Raw genomic sequence first — 19934 nt, forward strand, 5'->3', positions numbered from 1 at the left:
TTGGAACTGCGGAACGGGTGCGCAAGGGCGCCTCGCCAGTGGGGCGATAGCGGCTATCGGGTGGAGCGTCTCAGTGCGTGGTGCCCTTTGCGGGACTGCTTGGGTGTGGATGTACTATTACTACCACTTGAACGCGGTGCGCAGAGGTAGAGAGGGGTAAACTACGGATTGTTTGACTACATGTCAACACAAGTGATGTAGTTTACCTACAGTTCGGGCGTAAAAAATGCCCGGCCGCGGCCGGGCATTGCGCAATAAATGGGGTACGTCCCTATTTATTTTTACAGCTTGGCCAGTTGTTCCTGCATCTTGGCCAGGGTGGCGCCGAAGGTGGCGACCCTTTCCTTTTCCTGCGCGACCACGGCTGCCGGGGCGCGGGCGACGAAGCTTTCCGAGGACAGCTTGCCGTTGGCTTTCGCAATTTCGCCTTCCAGGCGGGCGATCTCTTTCGACAGGCGCTCGCGTTCTGCTTTGACGTCGATTTCGACTTTCAGCATCAGCTTGGTGGTGCCGACCACGGAGACGGCGGCCGGCGATTCGGGCAGGGCGTCGACGATCTGCACTTCCGACAGCTTGCCCAGCATCTGGATGTAGGGCGCGAAGGCGGCCATCTTTGCTTTGTCGTCGCCGGAGGCTTCCACGATCAGCGGCACGCGCACGGATGGCGCCAGCTTCATTTCGCCGCGCAGGTTGCGGGTGGCGTCGGTCAGGCCTTTCAGTTCGCCCATCCAGGCTTCGGCGGCGGCGTCGATCGCTGCTTCGTTCGGCAGCGGGTAGGCCTGGGTCATGATCGATTGGCCTTCGCCGCCCTTGCCGGCCAGCGGGGCCACGGTCTGCCACAGCTGCTCGGTGACGAACGGGATGATCGGGTGCGCCATGCGCAGGATGACTTCCAGCACGCGCAGCAGGGTGTGGCGGGTGGCTTGCTGCTGGCCCGGCGTGCCTTGCTGCACTTGGACTTTCGCCAGCTCCAGGTACCAGTCGCAGTATTCGTACCAGACGAACTGGTAGATGGTGGAGGCGATGTTGTCGAAGCGGTAGTCGGCGAAGCCTTTGTGCACTTCCTGCTCGGCGCGGTTGAGGGCGGAGATGATCCACTTGTCGGCGGCCGACAGGCCGGCTTCGTTGGCGGAGCAGTCGTGGCCTTCGGTGTTCATCAGCACGAAGCGGGTGGCGTTCCACAGCTTGTTGCCGAAGTTGCGGTAGCCTTCGCAGCGGCCGAGGTCGAAGTTGATGTTGCGGCCCAGCGAGGCGTAGGAAGCCATGGTGAAGCGCACGGCGTCGGTGCCGTAGGCTGGAACGCCTTCCGGGAATTCCTTGCGGGTGGCCTTTTCGATCTTGGCCGCGTCTTTCGGGTTCATCAGGCCGGTGGTGCGCTTGGCCACCAGTTCTTCCAGGCCGATGCCGTCGATCAGGTCGATCGGATCCAGGGTGTTGCCCTTGGATTTGGACATCTTCTGGCCTTGCGAGTCGCGCACCAGGCCGTGCACGTACACGGTTTCGAACGGCACCTTGTTGGTGAAGTGGCTGGTCATGATGACCATGCGCGCGACCCAGAAGAAGATGATGTCGAAGCCGGTGACCAGGACCGACGAAGGCAGGAAGGCTTGCAGTTCAGGCGTTTCGTTCGGCCAGCCGAGGGTGGAGAACGGTACCAGGGCGGACGAGAACCAGGTGTCCAGCACGTCGTTGTCGCGGGTCAGGGCGCCCGTGACGCCCTTTGCGGCGGCTTGCGCTTGCGCGTCCTCTTCGCTGCGGGCGACGTAGACGTTGCCTTGCTCGTCGTACCAGGCAGGGATCTGATGGCCCCACCACAACTGGCGCGAGATACACCAGTCCTGGATGTTGTTCAGCCACTGGTTATAGGTGGTGCTCCAGTTCTCAGGGACGAACTTGATCTCGCCGCTGGAGACTTTTTCCAGCGCCACTTCGGTGATGGACTTGCCCGGGTTGAAGGTGCCTTCAGGCGCCGGCTTGCTCATGGCGACGAACCATTGGTCGGTCAGCATCGGCTCGATCACGACGCCGGTGCGGTCGCCGCGCGGCACCATCAGCTTGTGCGGTTTCACTTCGACCAGGAAGCCTTGCGCGTCCAGGTCGGCCACGATCTGCTTGCGGGCTGTGAAACGGTCCATGCCCTGGTAGGCGGCCGGCGCGTTTTCGTTGATCTTGGCGTCCAGGGTGAGGATCGACGGCATGTCCAGGTTGTGGCGCTGGCCGACGGCGTAGTCGTTGAAGTCGTGCGCAGGGGTGATCTTCACGCAGCCGGTGCCGAATTCCTTGTCGACGTATTCGTCAGCGATCACCGGGATTTCGCGGCCGACCAGCGGCAGCTTGAGCATCTTGCCGACCAGCGCGGTGTAGCGCTCGTCGGTCGGGTCGACTGCCACGGCGACGTCGCCCAGCATGGTTTCAGGGCGCGTGGTGGCGACCACCAGGTGGCCGCTGCCATCGGCCAGCGGGTACTTGATGTGCCACATCGAGCCGTCTTCTTCTTCCGAGACCACTTCCAGGTCGGAGACGGCGGTGCCCAGCACCGGGTCCCAGTTGACCAGGCGCTTGCCGCGGTAGATCAGGCCTTGTTCGAACAGGCGCACGAATACTTCGGAGACGACCTTGGAGCGCTCGGCGTCCATGGTGAAGTATTCGCGCTGCCAGTCGGGCGAGGTGCCCATGCGGCGCATCTGGCCGGTGATGGTGGAGCCGGATTTCTCTTTCCACTCCCAGACTTTTTCGACGAATTTTTCGCGGCCCAGGTCATGGCGCGACACCTTCTGCGCGTCCAGCTGGCGCTCCACCACGATCTGGGTGGCAATGCCGGCGTGGTCGGTGCCCGGGATCCAGGCAGTGTTGTGGCCCAGCATGCGATGGTAGCGAGTCAGGCCGTCCATGATGGTCTGGTTGAAGGCGTGGCCCATGTGCAGGGTGCCGGTGACGTTCGGCGGCGGCAACTGGATGCTGAAGGACGGCTTGCTCAGGTCGAGGGAGGCTGCGTAGTAACCGCGCTTTTCCCACTCGCTGCGCCAGAACTGTTCAATGTCGGCAGGCTCGAAAGACTTGGCTAATTCCATGATTTGGGCTGTAAATTTGGCGAAAACTTTCATTATAAGGTAGATTGCTGGGGACATGGACGCCAGCAATTCCTCCCCGCCCCGCAAGCGCGGCCGCCCCGCGCAGCCCGCTTCTGACAGCTTGAAAACGCTGCTTGTTGCCGTCTCGGCAAGGCTATTCCGCGAAAAAGGGTTTGATAACACCACCGTGCGCGATATTGCGGCCGCTGCTGGCGTGCAGGCGGGGTCGTGGTTTTATCACTTCAAGTCCAAGCAGGACATCTTGCAGGCGGTGATCGAGGAGGGCATGCAGCAGGCCCTGGTCCGCATCGAGGAGGTGGCTGCGCTCGGCCTGCCGCCGCGCGAGGCGTTCCGGCGCCTGGTGCATACCCATCTCGAGACCCTGCTGTCGCCGGGGCAGGACTTTGTCTACGTCATGCTCTACGAGTGGCGCGCGCTTTCCACTGAGGGGCAATTGCGCATCGTCGCGGCCAAGGATCGCTATGAGGCGCTGTGGGATGCGGTGCTGCACGAGTTGCAGGCTTCCGGCGAGTGGCCGGCGCCCGGCAAGCTCGATCGGCTGTGGCTGTTCGGGGCGCTGAACTGGTCGGCGCAATGGTACCGGCGCGACGCCGGCGTCAGCATCGATGAACTGGCCGAGTCCGCTATTCGCTTCCTGCTTCGGTAGCTCCTGCCGGGTCCCTCTGTGGGAAGTGCTGAAATGATGTGCTGAAATTTGGACTTCTCTCGAATGTCCCCCTCTAAGGGATTTTCGCCTCGGGAGATTGCAGCATGAGCCAAACTGTGAGCGTACCAATCGCATTGCCTACGCTGCGCGCTTACTCCACTATCAGGCTGCGCATGCCAGCGAAGAGGACTTTTCGGACCTGGTGGATCGTATCTTGCGCGAGTGGCTGGCGCGCCAGCACGGAGCGCAAGGCTGTCTCTGGAAAACGGTCATGCTGCCAGATGGCAGCCGCTTTGCGTATTAGCAGCCTGCATCGCGCGCATTTCGCGGCTATTGCATACCGCAAGGCTGCACGAGCGAGAGAGGAAGCGATGGGCACGTCTCGCGTTGAGAAGTGCTGAAGCCGAGTTGCAAAGTGCAGAAAACTGCTGAAAATCTGATGCACCCGAAAATTCCCCCTCTGGAGTGATTTCAGGCCGCGCAATTTCCGCACCTCCCCCCGACAGTGTCTGAACGAAGGCCCGCCGCCCGAAGCGTTGCGGCAGTCCTTGACATTTTATGTCATGCTTTTATACTAATGACATAATATGTCTAACCACCCACAACAAGGAGTGACTTTATGGACGAAGTGATGGGCCGGATGCTTGCGATCGAGAGCGCGCTGTCCGCCCAGGTGGGCTCGCTGTCGGTGAGCGCCAACCTGCTGGCCCCAAGCGAGCCCGATGGCGTACCGGTCATGCGGATGTGCATCGAAGGGCAGGAAGAGATTCCGGTATTCGTCACCGCTTCGCCGCACCAGGTGCTGTGCATCTGCTATCTGTGGACCGAGCAGGAAGTGCGCCCCGAACGCCGCGCCGAGATGCTGGAAGCGATGATGGACCTGAACATTGCCATCCCGCTGTCGAACTTCGGCCGCATCGGCGAGCATTACGTCATCTTCGGCGCCCTGGCCGCCGACGCTTCGCCGGAAAGCATCGCCACCGACGTGGCCATGGCTGCCGACAATGCGCTCGAGGCACTGGAAGTGTTCAACGAATTTCTAATGTGAGGAGCCCATCATGGCTGTTTTTTCCAAAGTGCTGACCATGTTGCGAGGTAATCTGCGTGAGCTCGGCCAGAGCATCGTCGACCACAACGCCTCGACCATCTACGAACAGGAAATCGTCGAGGCGACCGCCCATGTGGCCTCCGCCAAGCAAGACCTGACGGCGGTGATGGCCAAGGAAATGCAGGCAGGCCGCGAAATCGAACGCCTGCGCGCCGAACTGAAAAAGTACGAGGACCTGGCGCTGCAGGCGCTGCAAAAGGACGAGACCAGCCTGGCCGAGGAAGTCGCCGCGCGCGTGGCCGACCTGGAAGTGGCGCTGGCCGAACAGGAAGAGGCGCACGTCCAGTACGCCGGCCACATCGCGCGCCTGAAGGACATGATCCGCAACGCCGAGGCCACCCTGCGCGAGCACGAGCGCCAGTTGGCCATGGCCAAGACCACCGAGAGCGTCTACAAGGCTACCGCCACCATTTCCCAGAACATGGGATCGAGCGGCTCCAAGCTGATGAGCGCGAAGGAATCGCTGGAGCGCATCCGCCAGCGCCACCAGGACATGGCCGACCGCATGCAGGCAGCGGAAGTGCTGGAAGGCGAATTCGGTAGCAAGGCGCTGGAGAACAAGCTGGCGCAGGCGGGCATCGGCGAGCGCGCCAACCGCAAGGCCGAAGTGATGGCCCGCCTGCAGGCACGCGTCCGCCCGGCCCCGCCGGACCAGGGCTGACGCCATGGTCCGCAGTTCTTCCCGCTGGTCAGGATCGGATGCGGCCTTGCGCGCCGTCCAGGTGGCCTTCGATGTGGAGACGCAGGTGATCGACGCGGTGCGCCTCGCCGCGTTCAAGAGCCAGCTCTCCACCTCGGACCAGATCCGCAAGATCCTCGGCCTGCCGCATTCCAGCAAGCCGGTGCGACCGCGCCTGACGGTCAGCCTGTCCGATGCCGACTATGCGCTGCTGGCTGAACGCCTGGGCGTGGACGCGGCCGACCGGCGCCGCATCAAGGAATTGTTGCATGAGCAGCTGATGACATTTGCAATAAAGCAATCAAAAGACGAAAATAGTTAATGATCTCATCACCATGAAGGGCACTGAATGAGCACCTGGCAAATCCTGGCCAGCTTCCCAACCGCCATCCCCAGCGTGCTGCTGATCATCCTGCTGGTGTACTGGACCTTTTCGCTGGTCGGCGTGTTGGACCTGGGCGAGAACATCGAAGGCGACGCCGACCACGCCGACCTGGAAACGCTGGCCTCTTGGCTGGTGGCGCTGGGTCTGGGTGGCGTGCCGTTCTCGATCGTCGCTACGCTGCTGGTCTTCTTCACCTGGCTGCCGACGGCCCTGCTGCACGAATACGTTCTGGCGTGGCTGCCGGCCGGGGTGCTGCAATGGTTCGGCGGCGTCGTCGTTCTGCTGGCAGCGGCGGGGTTCGGCGTGTGGCTATCGGCGCGCGTGGTCAAGCCTTTGCGTCCGCTGTTCGTCAAGCACCACGCGCCGGAAAACCGCAGCCTGGTCGGCCGCACCTGCCGCATCGTCACGCTGTCGGTGGATGAAAAATTCGGCCGCGCCGAAGTGGAAACCAGCGGTGCCAGCCTGAATATCCGCGTCTGGGCCAGTGCGCCCAACTCACTGGGCAAGGATGCTCTCGCAGTGATCGTCGCCTATGACGAAGCATTGCAGCAGTACGAAGTACAGGCCGCTTACGCGGCCAACTTAGAACAATAAATACTAACAACACCTACAACCTGAAGGAAATCCATGGACATCATGTTGATTGCAGCCGCCATCGGCGTCGTCGTTTTGTTCGGCGCCCTGGCAATGTTCGCGCGCTTCTACCATAAAGTCGAACAGGGTCACGCAATGATCATCAACACCCTGCGCGCCGAGCCGGACGTCAGCTTCACCGGCGGCATGGTCTACCCCATCATCCACAAGAAGGAACTGATGGAGATCTCGCTCAAGACCATCGAGATCGAACGCCTTGGCAAGGACGGCCTGATCTGCCGCGACAACATCCGCGCCGACATCAAGGTCACCTTCTTCCTGCGCGTGAACAAGACCAAGGAAGACGTGCTGAAGGTCGCGCAGGCGGTCGGTTGCGCCCGCGCTTCCAGCCAGGAGACGCTGGAAAACCTGTTCTCGGCCAAGTTCGCCGAGGCCCTCAAGACCGTCGGCAAGTCGATGGACTTCGTCGACCTGTACCAGGCGCGCGACCGCTTCCGCGATGACATCATCCGCCAGATCGGCAGCGACCTGTCCGGCTACATCCTGGAAGACGCAGCCATCGACTATCTCGAACAGACCTCGATCGAGAAGCTGGACAGCCATAACATCCTGGACGCCCAGGGCATCAAGAAGATCACCGAACTGACTGCGATCGAAAGCATCCGCACCAATGAATTGAAGCGCGACGAGGAAATGCGCATCAAGAAAAAAGACGTGGAAACCCGCGAAGCCATCCTGGAACTGGAGCGCCAGCAAGCCGACGCCGAGGCGCGCCAGAACCGCGAAGTCACTTCCGTGCGCGCCCGCGAACAGGCCGAAGCCGAAAAGGTGCAGTCCGAAGAGCGCGCCAAGTCCGAACTGGCCCGCCTGCAGGCCGAGCAGGTCGTGCTGGTGCAGCAGGAAAACACCACCCGCGAGAAGGAAGTGGCGGAGAACAACCGCAAGCGCGCCGTCGCCATCGAGGAGGAGCGCGTCACCCGCGCCCGCCTGCTGGAAGTGGTCGCGCGCGAAAAAGAAGTCGAACTGCAGCGCATCGATAAAGAGAAGGCGCTGGAAGTGCAGAAGAAGGCCATCGCCGACGTGATCCGCGAGCGCATCGTGGTCGAACGCACGGTGGCCGAGCAGGAAGAAGCGATCAAGGACGTGCGCACCATCGCCGAGGCCGATCGCGGCAAGAAATCGGTAGTGATCGCCGCCGAGGCCAGCGCCGAAGAAAAACTCCTGCTGGCTGTCAAGGCCGCCGAGGCGGAAGAGCGCGCGGCCAAGCACCGCGCCGCGCAGGAACTGACCCTGGCGGAAGCGGCGCTGAAAGTCGCCGAGAAGGCAGCCGAAGCCAAGAAGCGCCAGGCGGAAGGCACGGAAGCGGAAATCGCCGCCCCTGGCCTGGCGGAAGCGAAGGTCATGCTGGCTTCGTCCGAAGCGATCGTCAAGCAGGGCGCGGCACAGGCCGAGGCCACCCGCCTGCGCATGGAAGCCGAAGCCAAGGGCAAGGAACAAATGGGCCTGGCCGAAGCTGCCGTGAAGACCGCCGATGCGGCTGCCACGGCAACCCTGGGCACGGCGGAAGCCAAAGTGATCGAGGCACGCTTCGAAGCCGAGTCGCGCGGCCTGGCGCAGAAGTTCGAATCCATGTCCGCGATGAGCGCCGAGACCCGCGCCCACGAAGAGTTCCGCATGCAACTGGAACTGGCTAACGAGCAGGCCCTGAAAGGCATCGATGCGCAGACCATGATCGCCCGCGAACAGGCAGAAGTGCTGGGCAAGGCCCTGGGCAACGCCAAGATCGACATCGTCGGCGGCGACGGCAACTACTTCGACAGCTTCGTGCGCGCGCTGTCGGTCGGACGCGGCATCGACGCGGCGATCGAAAAGAGCAAGACCTTGCAGGTCGGCCTGAAGGATCACCTGAGCGGGGAACGCGACATGCTGAACGACTTGCGCGGCCTGATCGGCGCGCTGGGCGGCTCCTCGGGCGAGCTGCAGAACCTGACCGTGGCTTCGCTGCTGGCCAAGGTATCGCGTGAAGGCACACAGCAACAGCAGCACGCCCTGAACAACCTGATCGCTGCGGTCCCTGAGCTGAAAGGCAAGCCATGATCTGCCCGGCCTGCGCACATACCCATTTCCAGCCGACCCGCATCGAAGGCGGCCTGCCCGCCGAGCGCTGCGAATCTTGCGGCGGCGTGCTGGTGGAACTCGAACGCTATCGCACCTGGCGCAAGGCCATGCCCGAGATGGCACTGGCCGCGGCCGCGTGGGAGCCCAGCGTCGCCGATGGCGCGGTCCGGCTCTGCCCCAAGACCGGCCGCCTGATGACGCGCCTGAAGGTGGACAGCCTGCATCCGCTGCGCCTGGACTACAGCGCGCCAGCGCAGGCGATCTGGCTCGACGCCGGCGAATGGGATACGCTGGTGTCGCTCGGCGTCCATGGCCAGCTCGATGAAATCGCCTCCGACCGCTGGCAGGCCAGCGTACAAAAGGCCGCATCGCGCGAGCGCATCGAGCAGGCCATGCAGGCGCGCTTCGGCGACGACCTGGCCGAACTGGCCCGCGTCCGCGCCTGGCTGGACGGTCAGCCGAACCGCCGCGAGATGCTCGCCTTCCTGGGCGCACCGAAAGACTGAAGCGACTGAAGCAAGAGACCATGAGCCAAGAACAAGCAGCACCTGCGGGCGTCGAGGCGTCCCTGCGCCATTCCAGCAGCTTCGACCTGCTGCGCAAGCGGCTGGCCGGCCAGGGCAAGTCCCTGCTGGAGAAAGCCAGCGCGCTGAACGAAGCCAGGCTGGCCGAATTCGGCCGCGAAGAGATGGCGCTGCGCGCCCGCACCCGCGCCCGTACCGACAACAACTGCACCGCGCGCGACCTGGTACTGGTCGGCGACGTGCTGCTGTTCGGCTATAACGTCTTCATCGGCCTGCGCCAGGAAACCCGGGTCGCGGACGTCTTCGCGCTGTACCGCCTGCGCCAGGACGGCGCCGAAGTGGAGCTCGACCCGCTGGCGCTGGACGGCAGCTTCCTGGCCGACCCGCGTTTCGTGGCCGAATTCAAGGAACTGTATAACTACTACCGCAACGCGCAGCTGGTGCAGTTGCGCCTCAATCAGGGCAAGCTGCTGGCCGCTTTCAAGATCGGCGAGCGCCAGAGCGACCTGCGCGTGTTCCGCTGGCAGCTGGACGAGCAGGGCGCGGCCGCCTACATCGACAACCGCGGCGAACGCGATATCGCCTTGCCGCCGCCGCATGATTTCGAGTGGACCGCCACCACGCGCGACCAGCACGTGGTGGGCCAGCACCCGCACGTCAACGTGCTCGACACCCTGTTCGTGGAAACGGTCGGCGGCGACCTGACGGTCAAGATCGAGAACAACACGGAAACGGGGCTGGGCATCCACAGCGAGCCGGTCGACGATCCCAACCAGTCGCTCAGCGACGCCGAAATCGCCTTTGCAGCGCTCGGCGACTTGATCCTGCTGCGCATCCGGCCCTACCGCGAGACGCAGGTGCGCTACCTGGTGTATTCGCGCCTGAGCCAGCAGGTGCAGCGGGTCGATAGCATCGGCGCCTCCTGCGTGCAGCTGCCGGAAGACCACGGCATTGTGTTCCCCGGCGGCGTGATCCTGCAGGGCGGCGAGTCGCGCCTGTTCTCTGGCCTGCCGGACGGCCTGCAATTCGAGCGCCGCGTGCTTGCGCCGAATGGCGAAGACGTGCTGTACGTCTTCTACGAGGTGGCCAGCGGCACCTATGTCCTGCTGACCTACAACCTGATCAACAAGACCCTGTCGCAGCCGCTGGTCGCGCATGGCTACGCGCGCTATGCCGATGGCAGCATGCTGCTGTTCACCGCCGAAAGCGAGGAGCCGACCCGCAACCACCCGATGCAGTGGTGGCAGACGCCGTTCCTGAGCGAAGAATTTGCCGCGCGCGCCGCCCCGCGCCAGGGCTTCTTCGGCAAGATCGGCAACCGCGAGCTGGTGCGCGGCCTGTCGGAACTGTATTCGATCGGGCGCAGGGTGCGCGAGCAGGGCGAGGCGGGCGGCGACTCGGGCGCGCTGCCCGGCCGCGCCGTCTATGAGAGCCTGCTGCGCCAATGCCGCCGCGTCGCCGACGCTTTCCACTGGCTGGGCGCGCCCGAGGCCAAGGGCGTCGGCGCCGACCTGGGCGGCTTGTCGGAAGTGGCCAGCGCCACCATGGACGAATTCGACAAGGTCGCGGCGATCCAGCGCGAAGCTGCGCGCGTGCTGCAACAGGCGGCGCAGGAACAGCGCCAACTGCTGGCGGAGACGGCAAGCCGGCTGTGGCAGTCGCCCACCGAATTCATCGAAGCCCTGGAACAGATCCGCCTTGCGCGCGGCCGCCTGGCGACGCTGAAGGAGCAGCGCTACATGGACGTGGCGCGCCTGGCTGAACTCGATAGCGAGCTTGGCGCGGAAGAGGCCCGCGTGGGCGAGCGCACCGTGCAGTTCCTGTCCCAGGCCAATGCCTTCGCCAAGCTGGAAGCGGAACTGGCGAAACAGCGCGAGCAGCTGCCGCAACTGGGCACAACGGCCGAACTGGCGCCCTTGAACGAAGCCCTGGACCGCACCGCCCGCAACCTGGATGGCCTGAACGAGTTGCTTGGCACCCTGGCGGTCGGCGACGCCACCTTGCGCACCCAGATCCTGACGGCCATCTCGCGCCTGTACGCAGGCGTCAACCAGCTGCGCGCCGAAGTGCGCCAGCGCCGCAAGCAGTTGTCGCAGGCGGAATCGGCGTCCGAATTCGCCGCCCAGTTCCAGTTGTTCAGCCAATCGGTGGAAAGCAGCCTGGAACAGGCCGACACGCCGGAGCGCTGCGACGAATTGCTCACGCGCCTGCTGGCCCAGCTGGAAACCCTGGAAGGGCAGTTCGCCGAACAGGAAGACTACCTGGCCGAGATCGCGCACAAGCGCGAAGCCGTGTACGAAGCGATGGAAGGGCGCAAACAGTCGCTGCTCGATGCGCGTGCACGCCGCGTGCAGGCCATCGGCGACGCCGCCCGCCGCATCCTGGCGGGCGTGCCCAAGCGCCTGGCCCAGTTCAGCGAGCGGGCCCAGATGGAAGCGTATTTCGCTTCCGATGCCCTGCTGGGCAAGCTGAGGGCCAGCATCGAAGAAATGCGCAAGTTGGGCAACGCGGTCGCGGCCGACGATTTGAGCGGGCAGCTGAAAAGCCTGCGCGAACAGGGCCAGCGTGCGCTGCGTGACCAGAACGAGCTGGTGACGGGCAACGTCATCAAGCTGGGACGCCACGACTTCACGGTCAACCGGCAAGCGCTGGAGCTGGCCATCGTACCCCACCAGGGCGGGCTGGCTTTCCACCTGGCCGGTACCGACTACTACGCGCCGCTGCAGGACGAGCGCCTGGATGCCTTGCGTCCATGGTGGTCGCAGGAGACCCTGGCCGAGACGGCGCAGGTGTACCGCGCCGAGTACCTGGCCTACCAGTTCGTGCTCGCCGTGCGGGCCGGCACGGCCGGCATCGACTGGCAGCAATTGCAGGAAGCGCTGGCGCAGCCGGACAGCGCGGTGCTGGACGAACACGTGCGCCGCTTCGCCGCGCCGCGCTATCACGAGGGCTACCAGAAAGGCCTGCACGACCACGACGCCGCCGCCATCCTGCGCCAGCTGGTCCCGTTGTGGGAGGGTGCCGGCCTGCTGCGATTCAGCCCGCTGGGGCGCGCAGTGGCGTTGCTGTACTGGACCCATGTACAAGCCTCGCCTGCCGCGCAGTCGCTGCGCCACCAGGCGGAACAGGCCGAGCTGATGCGCCGCCATTTCAACAGCGAGCGTTTGTGGGGCAAGCTGGCGCATGAAGTCGAGGAAACGCTGGAGCGTTTCCTCGAAGACGAACAACTTGATATCGACGCCTGGCTCGATCACGGCAGCGAAACCCGGGCCTTGCTGCTGCAGCAGGCCGCGCGCTACCTGCTGTCCGAGCTTGGCACGCCTGCCGGCGCCGACCAGGGCTGGCTGCTTAGCCGGACCGGCAGCGAATTGGCCAGCGGCCTGTCCCAGCACCTTGCTCGCCACAGTATCGCCGCACCCTGGCAGGCACCTGCCTTGTCGTGGCGCGAACGCTGGACGCTGGCCACCGAATGGCTGCACGGTTACGCGAGCCAGCATGGCCATGCGCTGCCGCTGCTGCCCGAGGCGGCCGCCAGCCTGCTGTGCACCTTGCCGCGCCGCGTGGTGCAGGCCAGCGTCGACGCCCAGGTCACCGGACTGCTCGGCGAGCATGCCCGCATCGACAACCGGACGCTCAAGCTGCAGCTGAACGACTTCCTGCGCCGCCTCGAACATCACGAGGCCGTGGTGGTGCCTGCCTTCCGCTCGCTGCAGCAATTGCGCCAGCAACTGGCGCAAGCGGAGAACGCCCGCCTGCGCCTGGACCAGTTCCGGGCCAAGCCGCTGTCCAGTTTCTTCCGCAACCGCCTGATCGACGAAGCCTACCTGCCGCTGGTCGGCGACAACCTGGCCAAGCAGATCGGCGCGGCCGGTGACCAGCGCCGCACCGATTCGATGGGCATGCTGCTGCTGATTTCTCCGCCCGGCTACGGCAAGACCACGCTGATGGAATACCTGGGCGAGCGCTTGGGCATGATCTTCGTGCGCATCAACTGCCCGGTTCTCGGCCATAACGTCACTTCGCTCGACCCGGCGCTGGCCAGCAACAGTGCCGCCCGCATGGAGCTGGAAAAACTCAACCTCGGCCTGGCGATGGGCAACAACGTGATGCTGTACCTGGACGACATCCAGCACACCAATCCCGAATTTCTGCAGAAGTTTATCGCCCTGGCCGATGGCACGCGCCGCATCGAGGGCGTGTGGCGCGGCGAAAGCCGCAGCTACGACCTGCGCGGCAAGCGCTTCGCCGTCGTCATGGCCGGCAACCCCTACACCGAGTCCGGCGACGTGTTCAAGATCCCGGACATGCTGGCCAACCGCGCCGACATCTATAACCTGGGCGACGTGTTGAGCGGGCGCGAAGAATTGTTTGCCCTCTCGTATATCGAGAACGCGCTGGTGGCGCATCCCGAACTGCAACCGCTGGCCTCGCGCGACCCGCAGGACCTGTACCTGCTGGTGCGCATGTCGCAGGGCGAGCCGGTGGCGGCATCGGAACTCAAGCATGCTTACACCTCGCAGGAAATCGACCAGATCTGCGCGGTCCTGCAACGCCTGTTCAAGGTGCGCAATGCGCTGATGAAGGTGAACCTGGCCTACATCGCATCGGCCGCGCAAGACGACGCCTACCGTAGCGAGCCACCGTTCAAGCTGCAGGGCAGCTACCGCAATATGGCCAAGCTGGCGCCCAAGGTGTCCGCCCTCATGCACGACGCCGAACTGGATGTGCTGCTGCGCGACCATTACCGCGGCGAGGCGCAAACCCTGACCACCGGCGCCGAAGAGAACCTGCTGCGCCTGGCGCACTTGCTGGGCCAGCCGACCGACGCGGAGCAGGCGCGCTGGAATGCGCTGGTGGAGGAGTTCGTACGCCTGCGCAAGAATGGCGGGCAAGCGGACGGCGAAACGCGGGTCGCCGATCACCTGGCCGAAATCGGCGCCGGCATCGCCGCTTTGGGCGGCCGCATGGCGCCGCAGGTCCAGGTGCACGTGCCGGAGCAAGAGCGGCTGCACGAACTGCTGCAGCGCCTGGCCGACAGCTATGAAAAGGTCCTGCTGCCCATGATGAGCGCGATGAACTACAAGATGCGGCTCGACCACGGCATCTGGGACGAGGTGCGGGCCACCAGTTCCATCGTGAAGGACATGGAGCACCGCCTGCGCTATCGGGGCAAGAAGGGCCCGCCGTCACCCAAGCCGCCGCGCGAACCGGCTATTGAGCCGCCGGCCGACTGAGGCCTTGCATCACCCGGCATACAGCGCCTGATGGTTGGCGCGCAGCACGTGCTTTTGGATCTTGCCGGTGGAGGTCATTGGCAAGTTCTCCACGATGGCGATGTGCTTGGGAATTTCGAAGCCAGCCAGCGTCCTGCGGCAATGCTCCTGCAGCGCGCCGGCGTCGGCGGATTGCCCGGGCTTGAGGCAAACGAACGCGGTGACGGCTTCGATCCATTCCAGGTGCGGCAGGCCGACTACGGCTGCCGCGGCCACGGCCGGGTGGCCGAGCAGTGCTTCTTCCACGCGGATGGCAGGGACATTCTCGCCGCCGGTCTTGATCATGTCCTTCAGCCGGCCCTTGAAGTGCAAGTAGCCGTCCTCGTCCCACATGCCCAGGTCGCCGGTATGGTGCCAGCCGAAACGTCGCGAGGCCGCCGTGGCTTCGGGATCCTTGAAGTAACCCAGCATGGCATTGGGACCGCGGTGCACGATCTCCCCGATCTCTCCCTTGCCGAGCAAGAGGCCGTCGGCATCCATGATGGCCGTGTCGTTGACGGGCGTCGCTTGCCCCCAGCAATTGCCGGTGCGGTGTTGCTGTGCCGGCGGGAAGTAGACCGTCATCGGGAACATCTCGGTCTGGCCGCTGCCCAGCGCGAAATGCGGGCAGAACTCCTGCATCAGGCGCCGCAGCAGTTCGGGCGCCATCGGGGCCATGGCGTAGATGGCCAGGCGCAGCGCGGACAAGTCGTGTCCGGCGCGCGAAGGGTGCATCAGCATTGCGCCGTACATGGCCGGCAGGGCTGCCACCAGCGTGACGCGATCGTGCGCCAGCGTAGCCAGCACGGCGGCCGGATCGAAGCCGCGCGAAATCGAGATGGCGGCGCCGCATGCCAGCCCCGCAGCAGCCATGCTGAACTGGGCGCAATGGAATAGGGGCAGGATGGCGGACAGCACGTCCTGCTGCACGATCGATACGGTCACCGCATTCGACATCACGGCCGCCAGCACCGAACGGTGCGAATGCATGGCGCCCTTGGGGTTGCCGGTGGTGCCGCTGGTGTACATGATCAGCGCCAGGGCATTCTCGTCGAGCGCCAGTTCGGCGGCGGTACCCGGTTGGCCGGCGATTGCCTGCGCCAGCGTGCCGTCGCCGTTGTCGGCACCGGTTGCGCAGCGCAGTAGCGGCAGGCCAAGTGAGGGCAGGGCAGCATTCCAGGCAGGGTGCGCCGCCAGCTGTGCATCCACCACCAGCAAGCGCGCTTCGGCGTGCCGCACTATATAGGCCACTTCCGTCGGGGACAGCATGGCGTTGACCGGTACCCAGACCATGCCTGCTTTCAGGATGCCGAAGGCGGCGACCATGAATTCCATCGAATTGGGACTCAGCATGGCCACCTTGTCGCCGGTCTGCAGGCCGCTGGAAAGCAGGTAGTGTGCGAAGCGGTTGCTGTCCTCGTCCAGCTGGGCATAGCTCATTCGCTTGCCGCCTTCCAGCAATGCCGTCGCCGCGCCGTTGCGGCGCGCGCTGCGGGAGACCAGGTTGCCAAGGATGTCCTGCATGCGCTCATTCATTGCCTGCCTCCACGAACAAATCGAGCATAGGCTCCACGCCCGGCGTTACCAGGTAATGGGAGAAGTCGGTGATGCCGCTGGCCCGCAAGACTTCCTCGTCGATGAAGAAGTTGCCGTTGGTCGCGCGGCTGTCCCGCGTCAGGATCCGGTGCGCCGCATCGGCCATGATTTCCGGCTTGCGGCCGTATTGGCCGCCGCCGGGCAGGGCCACATTGAGGGCGGCCGTGGCGATAATGGTGCGTGGCCATAGTGCATTCACGCCAATCCCGTCCTCTGCAAGCTGGGCGGCCAGGCCATGCACGATCATGCTCATCGCGTATTTCGATGTGGTGTAGGCGGCGTGGCGCGCGAACCATTTTGGATTCAGGTCGATCGGTGGCGAGAGCGTCAGGATGTGCGGGTTGCTCGATTGCTGCAGGTGCTCGATGCAGTGCTTGGCGCAGACAAAGGTGCCGCGCACGTTGATGTCCATCATCAGGTCGTAGCGCTTCATCGAGGTGCTCTGCGCGTTGGTGAGGCTGATGGCGCTGGCGTTGTTGACCAGGATGTCAATGCCGCCGAATTCGGCGACGCCCTTTTCGACGGCGGCAACGACCTGCCCCTCTTCCCGGATATCGACCGCCAGCGGTAGCGCGTTGCCGCCTGCCGCGCGGATCTCCTCCGCGGCGGAATAAATGGTCCCTGGCAGGCGCGGATCGGGTTCGGTCGTCTTCGCCGCGATGATCACGTTCGCGCCATCGCGCGCCGCGCGCAAGGCGATGGCTTTGCCGATGCCGCGGCTTGCGCCGGTGATGAACAGGGTCTTGCCTCGTAGTGTATTCATGGCTTCTCCGTCAATGTGTGATTTCCATCAGCAGCTGCCCCGTCGCCACCTGCATGCCGAGGGCGGCGCCAAGGGCGGCAACCGTCCCGTCGCGGCTTGCCAGCAGGCTGTGCTCCATCTTCATCGCCTCCAGGGCCAGCAGCGGCTGCCCGGCGCTGACTTTTTCGCCTTGCGCGACGTGCAGCGCGACGACACGGCCGTTCATGGGCGCTTCGATGCGGCCGTCGGCAGCGCCATTGCCAGCCACGCGCGGTGGCGCGTCGCACAGGTCGTGCAGCGTATGCTCGATGCCGTCCAGCAAGAAGAACAGGCGGGCGCCGTCGACGGCGAAATGCAGCGCGGCGTGATGGCCGTCGAGCGACAGTTGCAGTGTGCCAGGCGGAGCTTCGGTGATTTCGGCGCGCACCGGCGTGGCGCTGTCGCCGCTGGCGACGCGCCAGGCGTCGGGACCGTCGGCGCTGGCCTGGCCTCGCTGCTTCGCGCCGTCCAGCGTGAAGTGCAAAGGCTGGGCATAGCCTTGGCTGGAGCACCAGCCGCGCAGTTCATCGGGGTAGCGGCGCACGTGCCGTTGCGAGCGGTGCCATGCAAGGAGGGCGCCTGCCGCCGGCAGGGCGCGCGCCAGATCGGCCGCCGCCCCACGCCAGCCGGCCGGCAGATGCTGCGTGATAAAGCCGGTGCTGGCCTGGCCTGCTGCGAAGGCAGGATGCGCCAGGCATCGCGCGAGGAAAGCACGGTTGCTCGGGATGCCGAGCAGCACGCATTCGTCCAGCGCACGGCGCAGGCGCAGCAGGGCGTCTGCGCGGTCGCGCCCATGGGCAACCAGCTTGGCCAGCATTGAGTCATAGTACGGCGGCACCCGCACGCCGTCGGCCAGCGCGTGGTCGCAGCGCACACCTGCCGGCGCGCTCCAGCGCAGCACCTTCCCGCTTTGCGGCAGGAAGTCCTGCGCCGGGTCTTCCGCGCACAACCGCACTTCGATGGCATGGCCGCCAACCGCTCGCCGCGCATCCAGTTCAGCCTGCATCAGGGGCAGCGGCGCGCCCGCCGCCACCAGCAGCTGCCACTCCACCAGGTCGATGCCGGTGACCGCTTCCGTCACCGCATGCTCGACCTGCAGGCGGGTGTTCATTTCCATGAAATAGAACGCGCCGTCGCGGTCGAGCAGGAATTCCAGCGTGCCCGCGCCGACATAGCCGATGGCGCGCGCCGCAGCGACGGCTACTGCGCCCATGCGCTCGCGCAGCTCGGACGATACGGCTGGCGAGGGCGATTCTTCGATCAGCTTCTGGTGCCGCCGCTGGACCGAACAATCGCGTTCGCCCATGTGCACCACGTTGCCATGGCTGTCGGCAAACACCTGGATCTCGATATGGCGCGGCTCGATGATGGCGCGCTCGAGGATCAGCTCCGCGCTGCCAAAGGCGTGCAGCGCCTCCGAGCGCGCCGACGCCAGCGCGGCGCCAAATGCGCCCGCCTCGTCCACCCGACGCATGCCGCGCCCGCCGCCGCCGGCGGCGGCCTTGATCATCACCGGGTAGCCGATGCGCCGCGCTTCGGCCGCCATGCGTTCCTCCGACTGGTCCTCGCCCTGGTAGCCCGGCACGCAGGGCACGCCAGCCTCCAGCATCAGCCTCTTGGCGCCGGCCTTGTTGCCCATTGCTTTGATGGCGGCTGGCGGCGGGCCAATGAAGGCCAGCCCGGCATCGGCGCAGGCCTGCGCGAATTCGGCACTCTCGGCCAGGAAGCCGTAGCCGGGGTGTACGGCGCCGGCGCCGCTGGCCTGGGCAGCCGCCAGCAGCGCGGGGATGTTCAGGTAGGAATCGGCCGGTGCGGCGCCCCCGATGCGCAGCGCCGCGTGCGGGCCGTCGGCCGCCTCGATCGCGCAGTGCGGCGCGCCGGCATCGGCATCGGAATACACCGCCACGCAGCGGTAGCCCATGCGCCGCGCCGTGCGCATCACGCGCAGCGCGATTTCGCCGCGGTTGGCGACCAGGATGGCGTCGAAGGCGTTCACGCTTTGCGGCCCGGCAGGATGTCCATGTATTTGCAGATGATGCCCAGCATGACTTCATCGGCGCCGCCGCCGATGGACGTCAGGCGCCCGTCGCGGTAGAACTGCGACACTGGATTTTCCAGCGTGAAGCCCATGCCGCCCCAGAACTGCATGCAGCCGTCGGTGATCTGGCGCGCCAGCCGGCCCGCCTTCAGCTTGGCCATCGACGCCAGTTCGGTCACGTCGGCGCCGCCGATATACATGCCGCAGGCGCGGTAAGTCATGGCGCGCAGCGATTCGAGCTCGGTCTGCATTTCGGCCAGCTTGAAATGCACCCACTGGTTATCCAGCACGCTGGCGCCGAAGATCTTGCGCTCACGCGTGTAGTCGATGGTGGCGTCGATGCAGTTCTGCATCTGCTGCACGATATTGGCCGCGCACCACAGGCGCTCTTCCTGGAATTGCAGCATCTGGTAGGTGAAGCCCTTGTCTTCCTCGCCCACCAGGAAGCGCTGCGGCACCCGCACCTCGTCGAAGTGGATCAGCCCCGTGTCGGAGGAATTCATGCCGATCTTGCGGATCTTCTTTCCCACACTGATGCCCGGCGTATCCATCGGAACGATGATCAGCGACTTGTTGCGGTGCGCCGGGCCGTCGCTGGTGATCGCGAGAAGGCACATCCAGTCCGCCTGCAGGCTGTTGGTGATCCACATCTTGCTGCCGTTGATGATGTAGTCGCCGCCGTCCTTGCGCGCCGTGGTGCGGATCGCTGCCACGTCCGATCCGGCGCCTGGCTCCGACACGCCGACGCAGGCTACCGCCTCACCGCTGATGGCCGGTGCCAGGAATTCGCGCCGCAGCGCGTCGGAGCCAAAGCGCGCCAGCGCCGGCGTCGCCATGTCGGTCTGCACGCCGATCGCCATCGGCACGCCGCCGCAGCGGATATGGCCCAGCGCTTCGGCCATCGCCATCGAGTAGGAGTAATCGAGGCCCAGGCCGCCGAATTCGACCGGCTTGGACACGCCCAGCATGCCCAGCGCGCCGAGCTTGCGGAACACTTCCTTGGCGGGGAAGATTTCCGCTGCCTCCCACTCGTCCACATACGGATTGATGTCGGTCTCGATGAAGCGTTTCAGGTTGCGCTGCAGTTCCAGGTGTTCGTGGCTGTATTCCATGGGATCTCC

The 19934-nt window shown here is 65.1% G+C and carries 13 protein-coding genes; 8 read left to right on the forward strand and 5 right to left on the reverse strand.

Annotated features, from left to right (window positions below):
• Positions 1 to 281: 281 nt before the first annotated feature.
• Positions 282 to 3071 carry a valine--tRNA ligase gene (locus tag ACN9MZ_RS06610; RefSeq protein WP_426341423.1) on the reverse strand — a complete coding sequence of 930 codons (2790 nt, stop codon included), beginning with the start codon at positions 3069 to 3071 and terminating at the stop codon, positions 282 to 284.
• A 55-nt stretch (positions 3072 to 3126) separates the two neighbouring features.
• On the opposite strand from ACN9MZ_RS06610, the gene ACN9MZ_RS06615 reads away from it, so the two are divergent.
• The 8 genes from ACN9MZ_RS06615 to ACN9MZ_RS06650 all read left to right on the forward strand — a co-directional run bounded on the left by ACN9MZ_RS06615 (position 3127) and on the right by ACN9MZ_RS06650 (position 14380).
• The gene (locus tag ACN9MZ_RS06615) at positions 3127 to 3738 is read left to right on the forward strand and encodes a TetR/AcrR family transcriptional regulator (protein ID WP_426341424.1); all 612 of its coding nucleotides are present in this window, start codon (positions 3127 to 3129) and stop codon (positions 3736 to 3738) included.
• A 619-nt stretch (positions 3739 to 4357) separates the two neighbouring features.
• The gene (locus ACN9MZ_RS06620) at positions 4358 to 4786 is read left to right on the forward strand and encodes a DUF2170 family protein (protein ID WP_426341425.1); all 429 of its coding nucleotides are present in this window, start codon (positions 4358 to 4360) and stop codon (positions 4784 to 4786) included.
• Positions 4787 to 4796: 10 nt separating this feature from the next.
• A complete protein-coding gene (locus ACN9MZ_RS06625; protein ID WP_426341426.1) occupies positions 4797 to 5507 on the forward strand; it encodes a PspA/IM30 family protein in 711 nt (236 codons plus the stop codon).
• A gap of 4 nt (positions 5508 to 5511) precedes the next feature.
• A complete protein-coding gene (locus tag ACN9MZ_RS06630) occupies positions 5512 to 5847 on the forward strand; it encodes a hypothetical protein (RefSeq protein ID WP_426341427.1) in 336 nt (111 codons plus the stop codon).
• A gap of 27 nt (positions 5848 to 5874) precedes the next feature.
• On the forward strand, positions 5875 to 6504 hold the full coding sequence (locus tag ACN9MZ_RS06635; protein WP_426341428.1) for a ubiquinone biosynthesis protein: 630 nt from the start codon (positions 5875 to 5877) through the stop codon (positions 6502 to 6504).
• Between the two features lie 33 nt (positions 6505 to 6537).
• Positions 6538 to 8601 carry a flotillin family protein gene (locus tag ACN9MZ_RS06640; RefSeq protein ID WP_426341429.1) on the forward strand — a complete coding sequence of 688 codons (2064 nt, stop codon included), beginning with the start codon at positions 6538 to 6540 and terminating at the stop codon, positions 8599 to 8601.
• Complete coding sequence (locus ACN9MZ_RS06645) at positions 8598 to 9128, forward strand: zf-TFIIB domain-containing protein (protein WP_426341430.1); 531 nt, start codon at positions 8598 to 8600, stop codon at positions 9126 to 9128. The genes ACN9MZ_RS06640 and ACN9MZ_RS06645 overlap by 4 nt, the downstream gene beginning before the upstream one ends.
• Before the next feature lie 20 nt (positions 9129 to 9148).
• Entirely contained in the window at positions 9149 to 14380 is a 5232-nt protein-coding gene (locus tag ACN9MZ_RS06650; protein ID WP_426341431.1) for a DNA repair ATPase, read from the forward strand.
• Positions 14381 to 14389: 9 nt separating this feature from the next.
• Here the strand turns inward: ACN9MZ_RS06650 and ACN9MZ_RS06655 are convergent, their stop codons facing one another.
• Genes ACN9MZ_RS06655 through ACN9MZ_RS06670 form a run of 4 tightly spaced genes read right to left on the reverse strand, consistent with a single transcriptional unit; the run spans position 14390 to position 19925 of the window.
• Positions 14390 to 15934 carry a class I adenylate-forming enzyme family protein gene (locus tag ACN9MZ_RS06655; RefSeq protein ID WP_426341432.1) on the reverse strand — a complete coding sequence of 515 codons (1545 nt, stop codon included), beginning with the start codon at positions 15932 to 15934 and terminating at the stop codon, positions 14390 to 14392.
• Positions 15927 to 16757 (reverse strand): SDR family oxidoreductase, encoded by an 831-nt coding sequence (locus ACN9MZ_RS06660; RefSeq protein WP_426341433.1) that lies wholly within the window; start codon positions 16755 to 16757, stop codon positions 15927 to 15929. Before ACN9MZ_RS06660 ends, ACN9MZ_RS06655 begins: the two co-directional genes overlap by 8 nt.
• 10 nt (positions 16758 to 16767) lie before the next feature.
• Positions 16768 to 18771, reverse strand: coding sequence for an acetyl/propionyl/methylcrotonyl-CoA carboxylase subunit alpha (locus ACN9MZ_RS06665; protein ID WP_426341434.1), 2004 nt, complete (start codon positions 18769 to 18771; stop codon positions 16768 to 16770).
• Entirely contained in the window at positions 18768 to 19925 is a 1158-nt protein-coding gene (locus tag ACN9MZ_RS06670; protein ID WP_426341435.1) for an acyl-CoA dehydrogenase family protein, read from the reverse strand. Before ACN9MZ_RS06670 ends, ACN9MZ_RS06665 begins: the two co-directional genes overlap by 4 nt.
• Positions 19926 to 19934: the final 9 nt, after the last annotated feature.

Source organism: Pseudoduganella sp. S-14 (assembly GCF_049913285.1).
In the GTDB taxonomy this organism is placed as follows: Bacteria; Pseudomonadota; Gammaproteobacteria; order Burkholderiales; family Burkholderiaceae_D; genus Rugamonas.